Raw genomic sequence first — 20,114 nt, 5'->3', positions numbered from 1 at the left:
TTCAAGTTCATCGTTGAACATGAAGTTCCCATGGAACTGTGGACACAAGGCGCCACACCCGGATTTCGCGAAGAGTTCGGCCCCCGGAGTCTGAGGGGACTCCGGGGGCCGTTCACACGTGACGGGTCGTTCGTGACCCCCACTGGTCAGGGCGGATGTCGGGGCGCCCCGCCACGTGGCTCGGAAGGCCCGGCGGGTCAGCCGAGGCGGGCGACCAGCGCGCGGTACTCGTCCCACAGCTCCTTGGGCGTGTGGTCGCCGAAGGTGTTGAGGTGCTCGGGGACCAGGGCGGCCTCCTCGCGCCACACCTCGGCGTCGACCTTGAGCAGGAAGTCGAGGTCTTCCTCGGGCAGGTCCAGACCGTCGGTGTCGAGCGCGTCACGCGTCGGCAGGATGCCGATCGGGGTTTCGATACCCCCGGCCTTGCCCTCCAGGCGCTCCACGATCCACTTCAGCACGCGGCTGTTCTCGCCGAAGCCGGGCCACACGAACTTGCCCGCGTCGTTCTTGCGGAACCAGTTCACGTAGTAGATCTTGGGCAGCTTCGCCTGGTCCGCGGTCCTGCCGACCTTGATCCAGTGGGCCATGTAGTCGCCCATGTTGTAACCGCAGAACGGCAGCATGGCGAACGGGTCGCGGCGCAGCTCGCCGACCTTGCCCTCGGCGGCGGCGGTCTTCTCGGAGGCGACGTTCGCGCCGAGGAAGACGCCGTGGTTCCAGTCGAAGGACTCGGTCACCAGCGGAACGGCGGAGGCGCGGCGGCCGCCGAAGAGGATCGCCGAGATCGGCACGCCCTTCGGGTCCTCCCACTCGGGCGCGATGATCGGGCACTGCGAGGCAGGGACGGTGAAGCGGGCGTTGGGGTGGGCGGCCGGAGTCTCGGAGTCCGGCGTCCAGTCGTTGCCCTTCCAGTCCGTGAGGTGCTTGGGCGACTCCTCGGTCATGCCCTCCCACCAGATGTCGTTGTCGTCGGTGAGCGCGACGTTGGTGAAGACGGCGTTGCCCCACAGGGTCTTCATGGCGTTGGCGTTGGTGTGCTCGCCGGTGCCGGGCGCGACGCCGAAGAAGCCGGCCTCGGGGTTGATCGCGTAGAGGCGGCCGTCCTCGCCGAAGCGCATCCAGGCGATGTCGTCACCGATGGTCTCGACGGTCCAGCCGGAGATCGTGGGCTCCAGCATGGCGAGGTTGGTCTTGCCACAGGCGGACGGGAACGCGGCGGCGACGTACTTGGACTCGCCCTGCGGCGGCGTCAGCTTCAGGATCAGCATGTGCTCGGCGAGCCAGCCCTCGTCGCGCGCCATGACGGACGCGATGCGCAGGGCGTAGCACTTCTTGCCGAGCAGGGCGTTGCCGCCGTAGCCCGAGCCGTAGGACCAGATCTCACGGGTCTCGGGGAAGTGCGAGATGTACTTGGTGGAGTTGCACGGCCACGGCACGTCGGCCTCGCCCTCGGCCAGGGGCGCACCCAGCGTGTGGACGGCCCTGACGAAGAATCCGTCGGTGCCGAGCTCGTCGAGGACCGGCTGTCCCATGCGGGTCATGGTGCGCATGGAGACGGCGACGTAGGCGGAGTCGGTGATCTCGACGCCGATCGCGGACAGGGGCGAGCCGAGCGGGCCCATGCAGAACGGGACGACGTACATCGTCCGGCCCTTCATCGAGCCGCGGAAGATGCCCTTCTCTCCGGCGAAGATCTCCTTCATCTCCGCCGGGGCCTTCCAGTGGTTCGTCGGGCCGGCGTCCTCCTCCTTCTCGGAGCAGATGAAGGTCCGGTCCTCGACGCGTGCGACGTCGGTCGGGTCGGAGGCGGCGTAGTACGAGTTCGGGCGCTTGATCGGGTCCAGTTTCCGGAAGGTGCCCTTGGCCACCAGCTCCTCGCACAGCCGCTCGTACTCGGCTTCTGAGCCGTCGCACCAGACGATCTCGTCGGGCTGCGTGATCGCCGCGATCTCGTCGACCCAGGCGATCAGTTCCTGGTGGGTGGTGGGCAGGGGAGCCGCGATGTCGCGCGCCACGATCGCTCCTAAGTGAGGGGTCCATTGGTTGTTGCCCCGTGGGGGCTGCGACCCGGATGCTTCGACCTACTTGTGGCTGGCGCTCATCCGGTGCCGACCGCACTCATCTGATCATCGATGCCGAATGCCCATATGTCCAGAGGACCCCTCACGTGAGCATGGCCACTCGCGCGTGAGCATAGCCACTCACGCCCGTCACCTACGGTCGCGTAGGTAACATGCCAGGCATGACTGCAGCCGTCCCCGAAGTGACCGAGACAGCCGCGCAGCCGGTGAAGCCGAGACTGCGCGGCTGGCTGCATGCCGGGATGTTCCCGGCCGCCCTGATCTCGGGAGTCGTGCTCACGGCGCTGGCGAACTCCACGCGCGGGCGGATCGCCTGCGCCGTCTATGGCCTGACCGCCTGCCTGTTGTTCGGCGTCAGCGCGCTCTACCACCGGGGCACCTGGGGCCCGCGGGCCACGGCCGTGCTCCGCCGGCTCGATCACGCGAACATCTTCCTGATCATCGCGGGCACCTACACTCCGCTGACCCTGCTCCTGCTCCCCGACTCCACCGGCCGGGTGCTGCTGTGGGCCGTGTGGGCGGCGGCGCTGGCGGGCATCGCCTTCCGGGTGTTCTGGGTCGGCGCCCCGCGCTGGCTGTACACGCCCTGCTACATCGCGATGGGCTGGGCCGCCGTCTTCTTCCTGCCCGACTTCCTGCGCGAGGGCGGGATCGCCGTCCTGGTGCTGGTCATCGCCGGCGGGCTGCTCTACAGCGCGGGCGGCGTGATCTACGGGATGAAGCGGCCGAACCCGTCACCGCGCTGGTTCGGCTTCCACGAGGTCTTCCACTCCCTCACGCTCGCGGCGTTCATCGTGCACTACGTGGGGATCTCGCTGGTGGCGTACCAGCACTCCTGACCCGCGCCAAAGCCCCGGCGGCGATCTCCACCGGACGGCCCTGGCCCGCGCCACGGGCCGTCCGCCGCTGCCGTCCGCACCCACGGCCGGCCTGTGCCCATGCACGACAATGAGAGTCATGGCCGCCAGCACACGCACCACCGCGCGCACCTCGCCGCGGGCCGCCTCGCGCGACGGTGTCGCCGAGGACCGGCCGCGTCCCGGGCTGCGGGAGCGCAAGAAGATCAAGACCCGAATCGCGATCCGTACGGCCGCCTACCGGTTGATCGCCGAGCAGGGCTACGACGCGACCACCGTCGAGCAGATCGCCGCGGCCGCCGAGGTGTCGCCCTCCACCGTCTTCCGCTACTTCCCCGCCAAGGAAGACATCGTCCTCACCGACGAACACGACGCGGCGATGGTGGCCGCGCTGAACGCCCGGCCCGCTGGCGAGCCGCCCCTCGCCTCCCTGCGGGCCGTCCTCACCGAGGCGGTCGCCTCGGTCGCCGAGCAGGAGCCCGGGGAACTGCGCCTGCGGACCCGGCTCATGTCCGAGGTCCCGGCGCTGCGCGCCCGGATCACCGCGACGATGGCCGAGACCTCCCAGGCGCTCGCCGCGCCGATCGCCGCGCGGGCCGGGCGTGCGCCGGACGACCTGGAGGTGCGGATCTTCACCGCGGCGGTGATGGGTGCGCTGCGCGAGGCGATGCTGCACTGGGCCGAGCGTGGCCAGAAGGACGACCTGGCCGTGCTCGTCGACCGCACGATGGACGTGCTTGAGGGCGGCCTGCGCCTCTAGGGAAGTCCTGGCCTCCGACAGCAGGCCGGGCCTCAGCGCCGCTGCAGCGCCTTGACGTTGTCGCCGAAGGTCCAGTCCTTCGACCCGTCCCAGTTCGCTGACCAGGTCATCAGCCCCTTGAGCGCGCCGTTGCAGTGGTTCCACGCCTGCGCCACCGTGCCGGGCGCCATGTACCCGCCACCGGCGCCCGGTTGGGCCGGCAGGCCCGGGACCTGCTTGTCGTACGGGACCCTGATCGTGGTGCCCTGGATCACCAGGCCTTTGTTCAGGCAGTCCGTCTGGGCGGTGAACCCGGCGACGGTGCCCGCGTTGTACGCGTCGCCGGAGCAGCCGTACATGCTGCCGTTGTAGTACTGCATGTTGAGCCACCACAGGCGGCCGTTGTCCGCGTACTTCTTGACGATCGGCAGATACGCGCCCCAGATCGAGCCGTAGGCGGCGCTGCCGCCGGTGACGTACGCCGTCTCGGGGGCCATCGTCAGGCCGAAGCCGGCCGGCATCCGGGCCAGGACGCCGTCGATGATGCGGATCAGGTTCGCCTGGGAGGGCGAGGGCCGGCTGATGTCCCCGCTGCCGACGAGCCCGGTCTCGATGTCGATGTCGATGCCGTCGAAGTTGTTACGCCTTGAGGATCGGCACGATGGTCTCGACGAACCGGTCGGCGACCGCGGCGGAGCCGAGGTCGACGCCGGCGGTCGCGCCGCCGATGGAGATCAGGATCGTGGCACCGGCCGCCTTGGCCGCGCACATCTCGGCCGGGGTCGGGACCTTCACCGTGTTGTCCATGCCGTCCTCCCACAGCACGGTCCCGTCGGAGCGGATGACGGGGAACGCGGCGTTGAGGACGTTGTAGCCGTGGGCACGGAAGCGCTCGTCGGTGATCGGGGTCCAGCCGAGCGGCGGGTGCACACCGTTGGCCGCGCCGTCCCAGTTCTCCCAGTAGCCCTGCAACACCTTGCCGACGGGCCGGGACTTGACCGCGCAGGTGTCGTCGGGGGGCGGGGCGGCGTGGGCCGGGGTGGTGGCCGCGGCGGCGAGGAGCAGCGTGAGACCGGGGGCGAGGAGACGTGCGAGCCGGAGTGACATGCGGGCTCCTTCGGGCGGGTGCGGGTTCCGCTGCCTGGGAACGTAAGTTGGTCCAGACCTGCCGTCAAGAGGTCTGGACCAACTCCGGCAGCGGGCCCGCTACCGCCTCACGTCACCCTTCGCGCACGCCATTCCGTCGCGGTTGGGGTCCAGGCGCAACGGGTCGTCCCCGCCGTTCACCTTCAACCGGCCGTAGTCGTGCGCCCTCAGCCACTCGCATCGAGCCGCCGTCGTCCGCTTCACCGTCTTCGGGAAGACGGTCGGCACGCACACGCCCGCGTTCCCGTAGTGGCGGTCGCATCCGGCGATCTGCGGACTCACCGGCGCCGAACTCCGCTTCTTCAGCGGCTTCTTCGGCTGCTTGGCCGGATCGTCGGCGAAGGAGTGCACATGCGCCGAGGGCGCGTCCGCGGCCGTCGCCGCCGGACCCCCGAGGCGCACCCACTTCGCCACCGACGGCACGCCGTTCACGTCGACCGCGAAGAGCATGTACCAGCCCGGCGGCGCCAGGTTCGGGTTGCTGGTGACATTGAGGTCCACGTTGTTGCCGTCGACCGTCATCGGCAGGTCCACGAACCGCTGGTTCGGGTCGGAGGAATGCGTCACAGCCGCCGGGCGGATCAGCTCCGCCTTGGCGATCGGCCGGTCGACCGTGATCCGCTGCGTGTCGCCGTACGTCCACTCCCCGTCGATCACCGAGGTGATCTGCGGGCGCGCGCCTTTGAGCAGATACGGCGGCGTGTAGATCGACACGTTGTGGTTGTACGTGCCGTTGCCCGGGTTGTCGCCGACCGACATCACCCGCCCGTCCGGCAGCAAGAACGACGAGGAGTGGTAGCCGCGCGGGATCGGGTCCGTCGCGAGCCCCGCCTCGTAGGTGTTGGTCACCGGGTCGAAGAAGGACGCCTCGTACACCGGGTCGGCCCGGTCGTGCAGCGCGCCGCCGGTCTCGAAGACCTTGCCGTCCGGAAGCAGCACCGCGGACACGTACATCTTGCCCTCCGCGCCGGTCTGCGGACGGCGGCCCTGCCCCTGGTCGACCTCGCCCTGCGGCAGCAAAGGGCCGTGCACATAGGCGGGGTCCGGCTGCTTGAGGTCGATGATGTCCGTGTAGCGGTTGGCGGCCGGGTTGCTCTCGTTGTTGCCGCCGCCGATGGTCAGCACCCGCTGGTCCTGCGCGGGCGGCAGCAGGACGCTCGCCGACTCGTCGCGCTCGTCCTTGGCCTGCAGGCCGGGGACGTCGGTGATCGTGTTGGCGGTGGAGTCGTAGATGGACGCGCCCGTGCCCGGGGTGCCGTTGCCGAACGTGTGGCTGCCGGAGTAGAAGAGCCGGCCGTCCTGCATCAGGATCATCGACGGGTACAGACCCCAGTACGACCAGGTCTGGTTGACCTCGTTGACGGGCAGCCACTTGTTCTGCGCGGCGGAGAACTTCTCCGCGGTCACATTGCCGGTGGAGTCCTCCTTCAGACCGCCGAAGGAGATGACGTCACCGTTGCCGAGGATGGTCGCCGACGGGTACCAGTGGCCGTCGTGCATGTCGTTCGTGCGGGTGTAGGTCTCGGTCCGCGGGTCGAAGACGAAGGAGTCCTTCAGTCCCTGGTAACCGATCGAACCGTCCTGCGACGGATAGCCCTTGGTGCCGCTCATGATCAGGATCTTGCCGTCCTGGAGCTGCACATGGCCCGAGCAGAACATGTCGACCGGCGTCGGGATCGTACGGAACGTGCCCTTCGCCGGGTCGTACACCGCCGAGGTGAACGTGCCCGCCGCGAACTGCGCCGGGTCGTTGCCCGAGCCAGCGATCACCAGCACCTTGCCGTTGTGCATCACCACCGAGTGCATCGAGCGCACCGGATTCTGCACCGGCAGGACGTCCCAGCGACCCTTGGCGCACTCCTCGGGCGTGCCCGTGCACTGCGGTTCGGGAGCGGGGGCGGACACCTCCTCCATGGTGTAGTCGTCGGTGGTGACCGAGCCGGTGCCGTACACCGACACACCCCACGCGATCTTGTCGGTGCCGGGCGGGACGGCAGGGGTACGGACCTCGGCGCGCTGGTAACCGGCGCTCATGTCGAGGGACTTGAGGTCCGTCCAGTACTGCCAGCCGGCTGTGGTGTCGCGCCGGAAGAGAGTGATGGCCGTATCGGGGGTCGTGGACTTGTACCAGAGGGAGAGGTCGTACTGCCGCTCCGGCGTCACGGTCGGGGCGCAGGCCGTGTTCTCGGTGATCAGCGCCTTGCGGTCGCCGTCGACCCGGCGCGTGAGCGAGACCTTCATCGCCGTGGAACCGGAGTGGGCGTCGGCGACGGTCTCGAAGGTGAAGTCGTTGTCGCCCCACCCGGACCTGGACCAGCAGGCCGGCATGTCCCCGGTACCGGCGGTCTCGAAACCGGGGTTGGAGATCAGGTTGGGCGGGCCTGCCTGTGCGGCCTGCGGCGCGGAGACCAGCAGCGCCGTGGTCATGACGCCGACCGCGAGCAGCGCGGTACGGCGTCTGCTGCGGGTGCCCCGGGGCGGGTGCGGACGGATGGGTGGAGACATGGCGGTTCCCTTCGTGCGCTCGCTTCGTGCGACTCACCAGGTGATGGCTGGTGAACGTCCTTACGGCGCCGGGCTGTACGGCGCAGGGCGGTACGGGGCGGGCTGTACGGGCGGGTCCTGCTGGACCCCGGGGCCCCGGGCCCGGCCCGGCGGCTCAGGGGCTGACACGTTCCTCGGCGACGGCACGCGCTCCGGCCCGGCGGGCGCGCGGCGCGCTTCCTCTGCCCGGCAGGTAGACCAGCGCCTCCGTCGCCGCGAACCGCAGCACGAACGTGGTCAGCAGCGCCAGCGCCGTCGCGGGCAGCACCGCCATCCCCAGCCGGCCCACGAACAGCGCGATGAGCGGGATGCGCAGCAGCAGATCGGCGTTGGCCAGCAGCGCGAACCGGCCCACCCGGTCCGCCCAGTGCCGGTGGCGGCGGCGGTCGCGGAAGAGCAGCACTTCGATGAGGAGGAAGTTCCACACGACACCGAACTGGTTGGCCACGATCTCGGCCGGCAGGTAGTGCATCCCGGCGGCGGTCAGCAGATGCAGCCCCGCGAGGTTCGGCACGAAACCGGTGAGCCCGATCAGGCCGAACCCGATCATCCGCGCCACCGGCGAGGCCGTGCGCAGCCCCGCGAGATGCCCGAGGAACCGCATCCCTTCCCGGGCCGTCGACTTGGACTCCCCCGCGAACCGGTCCTGGAAGACGAACGGAACCTCCGCGACCGTCTCCGGGCGGCAGCGCACCGCCAGCTCCAGCAGGATTTTGTAGCCGAGCGGCCGCAGCACGTCGGCGGTGACCACACTGCGACGGATGGCGAAGAACCCGCTCATCGGGTCGCTGACACCACGCAGCCGACGCGGGAAGAGGGCTTTGGTCAGCCAGGTCGCCCCACGGGAGACGGCGATGCGGTAGCCGCCGGCGAGGCCTTCCCGGCTGCCGCCCCTGATGTACCGGCTGGCCACGACGAGGTCCGCCGATGCGCGCTCCCCTGCCGCCACCAACTCCGGCACGAGCGCGGGAGGATGCTGGAGATCGGCGTCCATGACGACGATCCAGTCGGAGCCCGCCTGCTTCATGCCCTCCACGACAGCTCCGCCGAGCCCGCCGACCGCCTCGCCGCGGTGCAGTACCGAGACCGGGAAGGGGCAGTCCTGCGCGGCACTGCGGATCACGTCAGGGGTGTCGTCGGTGGAGTCGTCGACGAAGACGACCTCGCAGGGAAGCCGGGCGGGCACGGACTCGCTGAGCCGGCGCAGCAGTTCGCGGATGTTCCCCGACTCGTTGAAGGTAGGGATCACGAGGGTGACGGCACCGGGCTCGGCGACCTGGGTGGCACACGACTCCGGATCGCCGAGTTCCTCGGCGCCCGTACGGGGGGTGGTCACAGTTCGCCTCCATCGGTCCGGCTGACACGGCGGATCTCGATGCGGTCCTCGCCCTCGCCGAACACGGCGACCGGCGTCGAATGCTCCAGAGCGGCCTTGACGTTGGGCAGATCGACCGCGTCGCGCCGCACGGTCGGGGACGAGACGACGTAGTCGATGTCGCGCCAGCCGCGGGGCATGGTCTTCGTGACGGCCGGGTCGAGGTCGGCCTTGTAGAACCAGATGGCACCGGTGCCGGGCGTGAAGCCGTCGTGCACGAGATCCAGCCACAGGGCGTCGTCGACGAGCACCCGCGTGCCGGCGGGGTCGTCGACCTCCTCCTGGAGCCAGGTGGCGGCGGCGCGGTAGGGAGCGTTGGCGTCGACGGTGAGGGCGGCCCGGTTGCCCTCGTACCAGTGGGGCGCGATGTACGCGGTGGCGGCGAGCGCGAGCAGGGTGGCCACGGTGATGCGCGTGGGACGCTGCCGACCGGTCCCGGACGTCAGGATTGCGCCCCCCGCCCGGCGGGGCCGGCCGTGCCCTGTCGGGGCGGCGCGGCCCAGTGGTTTGCGCAGCACCGCGTGCGCCACGCTCGCCGTGCCGCCCGCCAGCACCAGCGCCAGGAACGGGAGCGCCTGGATCACATACATCGCCGGGAGGTAGCCCGACGGGCGCATCGCCACCGCCGCGAGGATCGCGACCGCCAGCGACGGGCCCGCGAGCGCGCGTGCCGTAACCGACCAGCGCAGGGTGCACAGCAGCAGACCGGCGCCCGCCAGGCCGCCGAGCGGCAGCACCATGTCGTAGTAGAGCCACGAGCGCAGCACCCCGTGCGAGCCGGAGCCGTCCTGGAGGATGAATCCGGAACCGGGCCGGCTCATCTGGTACGTGATGCCGTCGATCAGCGACACATGCCCCGGGCCGGGGAACAGCTCGTCGTTGAGGAGCGCGTACAGCGGATACGCCAGGCCGATCAGCACGCACGCGGTGATCGCGCCGGTCACCGCGAACTTGCGGGTGTCGCGGTGGCTGTGCCTCCACATGGTCACCAGCAGTGCGGGCAGCACCAGCAGCATCGTCTCCTTGGTGAGCACCGAGGTCGCCGCCGCCAGTCCCGCGGCGAAGTGGTGCCACAGATGGCGGCTCGGGGACGCGGCGAGGCAGAACGCCAGCAGCATCCACATCACCGCGATGTTGTCGAGGAAGATCTCCCGCTGGAGGACCACCGACAGCGGCGACAGGCCGAACAGCAGCATCGCGAGCCCCGCCGCCCAGGTCGGCAGGAACAGCCGGCGCGCCAGGACGTACAGCAGCACCGCACACGCCGCGCTGACCACGAGCATCGCGCAGCGCATCGAGGCGACGGTCATCGACTCGGGTGCGACGAGGGCGGGCAGCCAGGTCAGGAACGCGATCTGGATCCAGCCGAGCGGCGGGTGGTCGTACCAGTACGTGTAGTGGGCGAGCCCGTCGCCCTGCTGGACCGCCCACGCCTGGGCGAGGTAGGTGCCCTCGTCGTCGCTGAGGGTGGGGAAGTTCGTGATGTTCCAGCCCTGGACCAGCAGGATCACGCACAGCAGCCCGGCGCAGAGCAGCAGATCGGGCCGTGAGCTGCGGAAACGTACGACCGGCCGGACGAAGCCGGGCACGGCCTGCGACGCGCTGCCCGGGCCGGGCGGGGTGACGGCGGCGGCGTCTCGGGTCGCCTCGGGCACGGGAGGAAGCATGGTGGTCACCGGCCGGCCTCCTGACGGGTGTCGCTCAGGTCCGTCAGATGCGCGCCGACATGGCTGGTCAGCTCCCATTCGTTGCGGCCGCGGTGTTCGCGCCAGACCGCGCGCACGGCGGCGCCGGCCAGCAGCACCTGGTAGAACGGGCCGCCGACGATGAGCTTGATGTAGTGGACGAGGCGGACCCGCAGGCCGTACTGCACGCCGAAGTCGTGCAGTCCGACAACCTCGAACACGAACGTGACCATGGCCGTGATCAGCGGCAGGAAGCTCACGATGGCGATCCCCACGGGGACGTCGAGGAAGAGCGCTATCCCGACGTTCACCGGAATGATCAGGCCGGAGAACGCCTGCAGGAACGGCGTCATCAGCGTGTAGCGGGCGAGCATCCGCTGCCCGCGGCCCGGGAGCTGTTTCCAGTCCTTCTTGCGGTAGACCTGAAGAAAGCCCTGGTTCCAGCGAGTGCGCTGCTTGAGCAGGCTCATCAGCGTGCCGGGGGTCTCCTCGCGGGTGACCATGTCGCTGTCGTAGGCGACGACGACCTTCTTGCCGACGGACGACAGCCGTACGCCGAGATCGCAGTCCTCGGCCAGGCAGTCCGGGTCCCAGCCGCCGGCCTCGCGCAGCACCGTGGTGCGGACGAAGACGGTGTTGCCGCCGAGCGGGATGAAGCCCTTCTGGGCGTGCAGATGCAGCCGGCTGCGGAACCAGAAGAAGTACTCCAGGCAGTTGCGCAGGCTGTACCAGCTCGAATGGAAGTTGATCAGCTGCACGCCACCCTGGACGACGTCCGCGCCGGTGGTGGTGAAGGCGTGGTCGACGTGCGCGAGGAGCTCCGGGTGCACCTGGTCCTCGGCGTCGAAGACCCCGACGATGTCGCCGCGGCAGTGCGGCAGCGCGGTGTTGAGCGCCTTTGGCTTGTTCTTTGCCTCATGGGTGTCGGTGACGACCCGGACCCGGACCGGGTCGCGGGCGGCGGCCCGCTCGGCCACGGCGGCGGTCTCGGGGTCGTCGTGGCCGACGATGACGATGACCTCGAAGTTCGAGTGGCTGGACTCCAGCAGCCGCTCGATGGTGTGCTCCAGCACCGCCTGCTCGTGGCGGGCGGGCAGGAGCAGCGAGAACGACAGCCCGACACCGCCGTCAGGCCGGTCGAATCTGGTCGAAGCCAGCGTCTCCGGCGTACGCCAGGCATGCATCTGCCACCACAGCGTGAACGCCGCCATCCAGAAAAGCGCAACGGAAATGGCAACAACGAACACCGATATGAGCACAAGCCCCCCTAGGCCCGTGCGCCGCGGCAAGTTTCCCCTGGCCGTACGACGACGCACGCAACTGCCCCGCGCGCGTCACTCCCCAGTGCGCACGCCTCCAGCTGGTCTGACTGGTCGTACGGACCCTAAAGGCGGAACGTTTCATTCCGCTGCCGGTCCGATAATATGACTGACAACGTTCAGTTGGTGAGCTTGCGTACCAGTTCTGATGCCTCTGTGGTAGGTGCATCGCACACAAAGGCGCGACAGACGTACGCCGCCGAACTCCCGTTCACCAGCGGGCGGTCCCTCAGCAACGGGAACTCCTCGCCGTCCGCCTCACCCACCGCCACGACCGCCCCCGGGGCCGTCGAAAGCAGCGCCGCCCGGTGCAGCTCGCCCCGGTGCGGATCGCCCGGCTCCCCCACGACCGCCACCTCGCGCGGCCCGTCCAGCAGCGCCTCGGCCACCGCGAGCCCCCAGCCGATGAACCGCGGAGCGCGCGGCCCCAGCGCCTTGACCACGCCCAACCCGCCCTCGGCGGCGGTGCGGTGGACGTCGGACCCGGTGTGCGCGGCGTACGACAGCAGGGCTCCGGCCGCCGCCGACCAGCCCGAGGGGACCGCGCTGTCGGTGGGGTCCTGGGGACGGCGGATCAGCGGCTCGGCGTCGTGAGCTGTGTCGAAGAACGCTCCGCCCTCGACCCTGAACCGGTCGATGACCATGTCCAGCAGGAACCCGGCGAACTCCAGCCAGGTGCCCTCACCGCTGACCGCGGCGAGCGTGAGGAAGCCCTCGGCGACGTCCGCGTAGTCCTCCAGGACGCCCGCGTTCGCCCCGGCCCGGCCGTCCTTGGACGTGCGGTGCATCCGCAGGCCACCGGCCGAGAAGTCCATGTGCACCCGGACCAGCAGATCGGCGGCCTCCGTGGCGCGCTCCACCAGATCGGGGCGGTCGAAGTACGCGCCCGCCTCGGCAAGAGCGGCGATCGCCAGCCCGTTCCAGGCGGCCACCACCTTGTCGTCCCGGCCCGGCCTCGGCCGCTCCTCCCGCGCCGCCAGCAGCCTCGCCCGCAGCTCGAAGTCCGCCTCGGCGCCCGGCAGTTGCAGCACGGAGGCTCCCTCCTCGAAGGTGCCCTCCTCGGTGACCACGAACAGCTCCGCGGCCCGCGCCCCGTCCTCGTCGCCGAGCACCCCACGCAGCTGAGCGGGCGTCCACACATAGAAAGCGCCTTCGGCGTGCCCGCCCTCGGGGGTGTCGCTGTCCGCGTCGAGCGCGGAGGCGAAACCGCCCTCGGCCGTGCGCAGTTCGCGCACCATGAAGTCGGCGGTCTCCAGCGCGACGCGACGCGCCAGGTCACTGCCGGTGGCCCGCCAGAGGTGGGCGTACACGCGGCAGAGCAGCGCGTTGTCGTAGAGCATCTTCTCGAAGTGGGGCACCAGGGGTCCGCCGGCCTGCTGTCGAAGGACGTACCGATGGAAGCCCCCGCCCAACTGGTCGTAGAGGCTGGAGCGCACCATGGCGTCGCAGACCCCCTCTGCCATCTCCAGCGCCCCCTCGGACTTCGTCCGGGCGTGGTGCCGCAACAGGAACTCGATCACCATGCTCGGCGGGAACTTGGTGTCGCCGGCACCGAGCCAACCGCTCACCGGGTCGTACTCCCGCGTGAGCCCGAGCAGCGCCTGAGCAAGCTCCTGCTCACCGGGCAGGCCGCCCACACCATGGTCGAGCTGCTGCCCTGCCAGCTCGCGAGTGATCCTCCCCGCGACCTCTCCGACCTCTTCGCGTCGGCCGCTCCACGCGCCCCCGACGCCCTCGAGCACCTGCCGGAAGGACGGCATCCCACCCCGGGAGGCGGGCGGGAAGTACGTGCCGAAGTAGAAGGGCTCCCCGTCCGGCGTCATGAAGACCGACATGGGCCAGCCGCCCTGCCCGGTCGCGGCCTGCACCGCCTCCATGTACACGGCGTCGACGTCGGGGCGCTCCTCACGGTCCACCTTGACATTGACGAAGTGATCGTTCATGTACGCGGCGGTCGCATCGTCCTCGAACGACTCGTGCGCCATGACGTGACACCAGTGGCAGGCGCTGTATCCCACGCTCAGGAAGACGGGGACATTGCGCCGACGAGCCTCCTCGAAGGCGGCGGGCTCCCACGGCCACCAGTCGACGGGGTTGTCCGCGTGCTGGAGGAGGTACGGGGACGTGGCGTGCGCAAGTCGGTTCGGCATACCTCAATCCTTGCGCACGGCGCGGGGACGCGCGCATGCGGCACGAGTGGGTGCGCGCGTACGCACCGTGGCGGGTTGTTCACGCCGGGAGAACGGGTTCTTCACGCCGAGGAAGCGGTGCGGGGGCGCCGGCGGCCCGCTTGTGGACGGCCGCGCTGCCACTCCCCGGCGGCCCGTGTTCACTGCCCCGTACCGCCGGCCTCCGGCACGCGGCACACTGGCCGAATGACGACTCGGAAGGCGACCGGAAGCCGCCTCCTCCCGTTACGCGGCGCGGCCGCATGAACATCGAGACCGGCCTGGCCGTGTCCGCCGTCGTGATCTCCCTCGTGGCGACCCGCATGGCGATGGTGCAGACCCGGATCGGCCACACGACCGCCGCCATCGCGGCGAACGAGGCCGCGCTCGCGGGACTGCGCGAGCTGGAGCTGCACCTGCTGGACCGCAAGCTGCTGCACTACTTCTACCAGGGCGCCGAGTGTCCGCCCGGACACGTGGACCGGGACGCGGCGGTCACCATGGCCGGGCTGCTCGCGGATGTCATGTGCACCGGCTTGCGCATGCACAACCGACATGTGGCGAGCGGTAGTTACCTGCCATGGCGGAGCTACTGCCTCCAGACCCTGAACACCAGCCCCGTCCTGCGGGAACGGGTCGCAGCGCACGGCGCCACGTGGTGGCCGGACCTGTGGCACCTGCTCCCGCCGGGCGATTGCCTCCCGCTTCCACGTCCGACGCGGGGGACATGACGGCGCGACGGCCGGTACGGGGCATGCGCCGGATCACGTCCCCAGGTCAGCCCACCCCTGCAGACGCCCCGCATCCCCCGATAGCGGCGCGCCGACCGCGCCCCGGGATGGAACGCTACGCTGGCCCAAGCGCACGCAGCCCGTCGAGCGGGCTCAGGAAGGTACCCCATGGGCGCGGAGTTGATCGCCCCCGAGTGGATGCACACCCAGGTCACCGCGGAGCAGTACGACTCCTGGACCGAAGAGCAGTGCGCCGGCATCGAGATCGTGGACGGGATGATCGTCGTGAGCCCCAGCGCGTCCAAGCGGCACAACCGCCTGGCCAGGATCCTCGCCAACGCACTGGACACGGCTGCCGGTGACGACTGGAACGCCGACACGGACTTCGACGTACGGCTTCAGGACGTACCTCTCACCAACCGTCGGTCCGATGTCGTCGTCTACCGCGCGGACACGAGGTCGACCAGTACGCGAAGGCCGGCATCCCGTTCTACTGGCGCGTCGAGCAGGCGGCGACGGGTGTCCCTCTCGTCTACACGTACGTCCTCGACCCGGCCGCCCGCGTCTACCGGGACGGTGACGTGTTCACGGGCGCGGTGAAGGCCGTGGCGCCCTTCGCCGTCCACGTCGACCTCTGAGTCCCTGAACCCCAGCGCCCGCCCCGCTCGCCCCTCGCCATGTGCCTTCTCACGCAGGACACTTGACGCCGCAACGACTGGGTATGCGAACGGAATTGACGCACGTCGAGGGGGACGCACATGCGAGACAGCCACCGGGCGGAAGTGGAGCGGCTGTTGGGCCGCGCCGTGGAGGAAGAGGTACGGCGCAGCGGCGGGCGGACGGACGGCCAGGTCCTGCTCGCCCGCGGGCGGGCGGCGCTGGACGGCATGGCCGCGAGCGCCGCCGAGGAGTACGCCGCTTACGAGCGTGCGCTCGACGAGGCGGAGGCGGGCGCGCTGCCGTTGTCCGAGCGGTTCCGCAGGGGAAATCTGTCCACACCGGCCCTGGTGACGGCCGTCGCGGCCGTCGCCGCGATCGGCGCGGACGTCGCGCTGGGCACCGCGGCCGGCACGGCGCTCGGCGCGGGAGCCGTCGTCGCGGTCGCGGGGGCCGCGACCACGGTTGCCAAGGTGACCGCGTCGCACTGGCCGGCGGCGCACCGCAGGGCGGGTGCGGCGGCCCAGCCGGGCGGTGTGGAGCAGCTGCGGCTGGAGTGGCTGACGGCGCTGGAGGTACGGGCCATCCGCCCGTTCATGGACCAGCAGCGGATGCTGGCCTCGGCGGGGCGGCCCGCGAAGAAGTCCGCGGCGGCACCGCAGCTGCGCGGCGCGGACCGCAGCGCTGCAGCGCGCCGCAGGTCGGTGCTGGAGCAGTCGTTCGCTCATCTGCCGCAGACCGAGGGCCCCTTCGCCGGCCGGCGCGATGAGCTCACGCAGATCTCCCAATGGGTGCACGCGGCCCGCGCCTCGACGCAGACCCGGCCGACGGTGGTCGTCCTCCACGGCGACGCCGGATCGGGCCGGACGACGCTGGCGGTGCGTGCCGCGCACCACCTCAAAGACCAGTTCCGGGGCGCGTGCGTAGTCGATCTGCGCGGCGAGAGCGGGCATCCGCTGTCCACCCGGGACGCGCTGCTGCACCTGCTGAACCGGCTGGGGGCGCCGCGCGAGCAGCTGCTGTTCCGGGAGCGGTCGTCGCCCGAGCAGCAGGTGCGGCGGCTCGGCGAGCTGTACCACCAGCATCTGACCGGACTGCCGGTGACGGTCGTGCTGGACGACGCGGGCGACGCCGAGCAGGTGCGGACGCTGCTGCCGGAGCGCTCGGACAGCCTGTTGCTGGTGACGGCACGCCGCCCGCTGGAGCTGCCCGACGACACCCCCGCCTGGATCCATCAGCTGCCGGTGCGGGCCCTGGACGCGGCGGGCGCAGACGAGCTGCTGCGGGCCGCCGCCGCGGAGCGCTCGGGGGAGCCGTACGACGCCCAGTCGGCGGATGCGGTGCGGGAGCTGTGCGGCGGGCTGCCGCTGGCGCTGCGGATCGCCGGGTCGTCGCTCGGGGAGCGCAGCGCGGACCGGCTGGCGGCGGACCTGGGGGCCTATGGGCCGGTTGACCCGGTGGAGCGTGCCCTGTGGCTGCGCTACACGGACCAGCCCGAGCAGGCGCGGCGGCTGCTGCGCCGCCTGGCACTGGCCGGGCGCGCCTCGCTGGGGACGGCGGCCGCGGCCGCGCTGCTGGGCGCGGACGAGCAGGAGGCGCAGCGGCTGCTCGCGACGCTGGCGCGGGCGGGGCTCATCGACCACGTGCGGGCGAGCCGGTACCGGCTGCACGATGTCGTACGGGACTTCGCGCGGGCCCGGCTGCTGGACGAGGAGGACGCGAAGGACCGCACGGCCGCGCAGGAACGGCTGATCGGGAACTACGCGGACCTGGCCGGGGCGGTGATCCGCATGGTCGACGGGAAGATGTCGACCCGGGCCGGCCAGTTCGGCGCCCATGGCTTCCCGTCGCTGGACGCGGCACTGCGCTGGCTGGACGACGAGTCGAGCTTCATCACGTCCGCGCTCCGCCACGCCGAGGGCGTGGACCAGCAGGCCGTGCTCGGGCTGCTGGGCGCGCTGTGCGACTACTGCCTGCTGCGCGGCGACCTGTACCGCCTGGGTGAGCTGACGGAGCTGTCGCAGGCGGTGGACCAGGGACTGCTGGAGCGCTCGGTGCGGTGGCGTACCGGTATCGCGGCCCGCCAGCTCGGTGAGCTGGACAAGGCGAGGACGACCCTGTCGTCCGTCGTCGGCCTGTACCGGGAGGCGCAGCACGACGCCGGCGCGGCACTCGCCCTCTGCTCGCTCGGCATCACGCTGCACCATCAGGGCAACCTGACGGAGGCGGCGGCGAAGCTGCACGAGGCGATCGAGCTGCAGTCCTCGCCCGAGCAGGCCGAGGACCGGGCGTGGTCACTGCACGCCCTGGCGGCGGTGGAACGGGACCGGGCCGATCTTGCGGAGGCGCTGCGGCTGCTGGAGACGGCACTGCGGCTGCACCGCGAGGGCGAGTCGCTGCACGGCGAGGCGTGGACGCAGTTCCAGCTGGGGCAGGTGTGTCTGCGGATGGGGGACGTGGCGGACGCCGAGGCGGCGCTGCGCACGGCCCTCGATCTGTACGGCCGCACCCGCGACGACCGCGGCGAGGCGTGGGCGCTGACCCAGCTGGCGCGGGCCCGGCTGGTGGACGGCGATCCGGGCACGGCGGTGGAGGAACTGCGGGCGGCCCTGGCCCGCCACCGGGAGAACGAGGACGCCCGCGGCGAGGCGTGGACCCTGTACTACCTGGGGCAGGCGCTGGAGGAGCGCGGCGACCGGGACGAGGCGGTCCGCGAGCTGGAACGGTCGCGGACGATGTTCTCGCGGATGCGGGACGTGTACGGGCTGGCCTGCGCCCGCCACCACTCGGGCCGAGTCACCCGCGACCAGCGCGCGGCCCAGACGGGCAACCTGCGCAACTCCGGTTTCGCCCGGCAGCTGCTGATGGACGCCCGCGCGGACTTCGCGCGCATCAAGGTCGCGCACGGCGAGGCGTGGACGTGCCTGGAGCTGGCCCTGATCGACGCGGGCAACAACCGCGCCCCGCAGGCGCTGGCGCTGTGCGACGAGGCGGCGGAGCTGTTCGCGTCGTACGAGGACCGCCGCGGCGCGGACTGGGCGGCGTTCCTGCGCTGCACGCTGCTGCCGTACGCCTCTCCGGGCGGAACGGACGTCGGCACGGTGGTGGCGCAGGAGGAGCTGGCGGAACTGATGGCCTCCCCGCACCCGTTCCGGGACGCGAAGCTGGAGGACTGCGCGGAAGCGCTGGCCGTGATCCTGGACCGCGGGGTGCGCCTGGAGGACGGCTGGCAGGCGTGGCACCTGGGCCTGGTGCCGAACCGGCACGCGCGGGAGGTGATGGGGGTGCCGGTGGCGGCGCCGAAGTAGGGCGGGGACGCCTGCGGGCCCGGGGCCGTATGCGCACCGGCGACGCCCACCGTGCACCAGGCTCCGAGCGCCGCTGCCGAGGGCGCTGGGCAGGGCCGTCGGCATGCACCGGCCACACGCGCCGCCCCGGGCCGGCAACTCCAGCCCGTCCGGCGCTTGAGGACACGCCCGCAGGACGTGCCGCACCCCACGGCGGAAAGCCGCCGACGCACCGGCACCGGCCCGGGGCTCAGCCGCGCCCGGCGTGGCGGCACCGGTCCCGGCCGCAGCCCCGCCCAGGCGAACCGACGCCGCGCCCGTGCCGGGCGCGCGGGGCGTCAGGCCGAGCCGCCCGCCGGCTTCCGCGTCGCGGTCTTCGCCGTCGCAGACGGCTCGGACTCCGGCTCCTCCTCGAAGTTCACACGGCCCATGTGCCGGTTCATCGACTTCATCAGGGCCCACACGCCGACCGCCAGCGCCGCGAATACGAGAAAGCCCAGGACACCCGGGGTGACCTTGTTCTCGTCGAGCTCCTTGGCGAGGGTGGCGACGTGCGTCATGGCGAGGTTTGCGCTTGCGCTCATGTCAGGCATTGTCGCGGATGCCCGCGAAGAGGTCGTCCTCGGGGAGGGACGTATCGACGAGCGACTTCGCCAGCTCGTACTCCTCCGTCGGCCAGACCTTCTTCTGGATCTCCATGGGCACCCGGAACCAGCCGCCGTCCGGATCGATCTGCGTGGCGTGCGCGATCAGTGCCCTGTCGCGGGTCTCGAAGAAGTCGGCGCACGGCACATGCGTGGTCAGCGTGCGCTCGGCGCGCTGGAACTCCTTCCAGCGCTCCAGCCACTCCCCGTACGGGGACTCCAGGCCCCGCTCGAGCAGCGCCTCGTGCAGGGCGACCGTGCGCGGGCGGTTGAAGCCCTGGTTGTAGTAGAGCTTCTGCGGCTGGTACGCCGGGCCGTACTCGGACTCGGGGAATGTCTCGGCGTCCGCCGCGCCGTCGAAGGCCACCATCGTGATCTTGTGGGTCATGATGTGGTCGGGGTGCGGGTAGCCGCCGTTCTCGTCGTAGGTCGTGATGACCTGGGGACGGAAGGCGCGGATCTTGCGCACCAGTTCGCCGGCGGCCTTGTCGATGTCCTCCAGCGCGAAGCAGCCCTCGGGCAGCGGGGGCAGCGGGTCGCCCTCCGGCAGGCCGGAGTCGACGAAGCCGAGCCACTCCTGCTTGACGCCGAGGATCTCCCGGGCCTCGTCCATCTCCTTCTTGCGGACCTCGTGAATGTGCTCCTCGATGTAGGCATCGCCCTGGAGCTTGGGGTTGAGGATGGAGCCGCGCTCGCCTCCCGTGCAGGTCACGACCAGCACGTCCACCCCCTCGGACACATACTTGGCCATCGTGGCCGCGCCCTTGCTCGACTCGTCGTCGGGGTGGGCGTGCACGGCCATCAGTCGAAGCTGCTCAGTCAAGACTCGATCCTCAATGATTCGTCGCGTCGTGCGGCTTCTATAGTGACCGAATCGGCGG

At 70.9% G+C, this 20,114-nt stretch carries 12 protein-coding genes and 2 pseudogenes; 5 read left to right on the top strand and 9 right to left on the bottom strand.

Annotation, left to right across the window (positions count from 1 at the left end; translation table 11 throughout):
- Nucleotides 1-197: 197 nt before the first annotated feature.
- On the bottom strand, nucleotides 198-2,015 hold the full coding sequence (locus tag J7E88_RS06830; RefSeq protein WP_215178377.1) for a phosphoenolpyruvate carboxykinase (GTP): 1,818 nt from the start codon (nucleotides 2,013-2,015) through the stop codon (nucleotides 198-200).
- 227 nt (nucleotides 2,016-2,242) lie between these two features.
- Here J7E88_RS06830 and J7E88_RS06825 point away from each other — a divergent pair, with 227 nt between their 5' ends.
- The gene (locus J7E88_RS06825) at nucleotides 2,243-2,920 is read left to right on the top strand and encodes a hemolysin III family protein (protein WP_215178375.1); all 678 of its coding nucleotides are present in this window, start codon (nucleotides 2,243-2,245) and stop codon (nucleotides 2,918-2,920) included.
- A gap of 118 nt (nucleotides 2,921-3,038) precedes the next feature.
- Nucleotides 3,039-3,698 carry a TetR/AcrR family transcriptional regulator gene (locus J7E88_RS06820; RefSeq protein WP_215178373.1) on the top strand — a complete coding sequence of 220 codons (660 nt, stop codon included), beginning with the start codon at nucleotides 3,039-3,041 and terminating at the stop codon, nucleotides 3,696-3,698.
- A gap of 32 nt (nucleotides 3,699-3,730) precedes the next feature.
- Here the strand turns inward: J7E88_RS06820 and J7E88_RS06815 are convergent.
- From J7E88_RS06815 to J7E88_RS06790, 6 genes and pseudogenes are all read right to left on the bottom strand, one after another.
- Nucleotides 3,731-4,784 (bottom strand): annotated as a pseudogene (locus tag J7E88_RS06815) (chitinase).
- Between the two features lie 99 nt (nucleotides 4,785-4,883).
- Entirely contained in the window at nucleotides 4,884-7,250 is a 2,367-nt protein-coding gene (locus tag J7E88_RS06810; RefSeq protein WP_215178957.1) for a galactose oxidase early set domain-containing protein, read from the bottom strand.
- A gap of 232 nt (nucleotides 7,251-7,482) precedes the next feature.
- Complete coding sequence (locus J7E88_RS06805; RefSeq protein WP_215178372.1) at nucleotides 7,483-8,703, bottom strand: glycosyltransferase family 2 protein; 1,221 nt, start codon at nucleotides 8,701-8,703, stop codon at nucleotides 7,483-7,485.
- Entirely contained in the window at nucleotides 8,700-10,409 is a 1,710-nt protein-coding gene (locus J7E88_RS06800) for a glycosyltransferase family 39 protein (RefSeq protein WP_215178956.1), read from the bottom strand. The genes J7E88_RS06805 and J7E88_RS06800 overlap by 4 nt, the downstream gene beginning before the upstream one ends.
- A 5-nt stretch (nucleotides 10,410-10,414) precedes the next feature.
- Nucleotides 10,415-11,638: a glycosyltransferase gene (locus J7E88_RS06795; RefSeq protein WP_251022253.1), complete on the bottom strand. Its 1,224-nt coding sequence runs from the start codon at nucleotides 11,636-11,638 to the stop codon at nucleotides 10,415-10,417.
- Nucleotides 11,639-11,865: 227 nt separating this feature from the next.
- The gene (locus tag J7E88_RS06790; protein WP_215178370.1) at nucleotides 11,866-13,896 is read right to left on the bottom strand and encodes a thioredoxin domain-containing protein; all 2,031 of its coding nucleotides are present in this window, start codon (nucleotides 13,894-13,896) and stop codon (nucleotides 11,866-11,868) included.
- A 281-nt stretch (nucleotides 13,897-14,177) separates the two neighbouring features.
- Here J7E88_RS06790 and J7E88_RS06785 point away from each other — a divergent pair, with 281 nt between their 5' ends.
- From J7E88_RS06785 to J7E88_RS06775, 3 genes and pseudogenes are all read left to right on the top strand, one after another.
- Entirely contained in the window at nucleotides 14,178-14,645 is a 468-nt protein-coding gene (locus J7E88_RS06785; RefSeq protein WP_215178369.1) for a hypothetical protein, read from the top strand.
- A 168-nt stretch (nucleotides 14,646-14,813) separates the two neighbouring features.
- Nucleotides 14,814-15,283 (top strand): annotated as a pseudogene (locus J7E88_RS06780) (Uma2 family endonuclease).
- A gap of 120 nt (nucleotides 15,284-15,403) precedes the next feature.
- Complete coding sequence (locus J7E88_RS06775; RefSeq protein ID WP_215178368.1) at nucleotides 15,404-18,610, top strand: tetratricopeptide repeat protein; 3,207 nt, start codon at nucleotides 15,404-15,406, stop codon at nucleotides 18,608-18,610.
- Nucleotides 18,611-18,927: 317 nt separating this feature from the next.
- Here J7E88_RS06775 and J7E88_RS06770 read toward each other — a convergent pair whose 3' ends face one another.
- Both J7E88_RS06770 and mca read right to left on the bottom strand, forming a co-directional pair.
- A complete protein-coding gene (locus J7E88_RS06770; RefSeq protein ID WP_215178366.1) occupies nucleotides 18,928-19,182 on the bottom strand; it encodes a hypothetical protein in 255 nt (84 codons plus the stop codon).
- The gene (gene mca / locus J7E88_RS06765; protein WP_215178364.1) at nucleotides 19,175-20,056 is read right to left on the bottom strand and encodes a mycothiol conjugate amidase Mca; all 882 of its coding nucleotides are present in this window, start codon (nucleotides 20,054-20,056) and stop codon (nucleotides 19,175-19,177) included. The genes J7E88_RS06770 and mca overlap by 8 nt, the downstream gene beginning before the upstream one ends.
- Nucleotides 20,057-20,114 lie beyond the last annotated feature (58 nt).

It is taken from the genome of Streptomyces sp. ISL-10, assembly GCF_018614575.1.
Lineage (GTDB): Bacteria > Actinomycetota > Actinomycetes > Streptomycetales > Streptomycetaceae > Streptomyces.
This window is presented reverse-complemented; position numbering and strand designations above follow the sequence as displayed.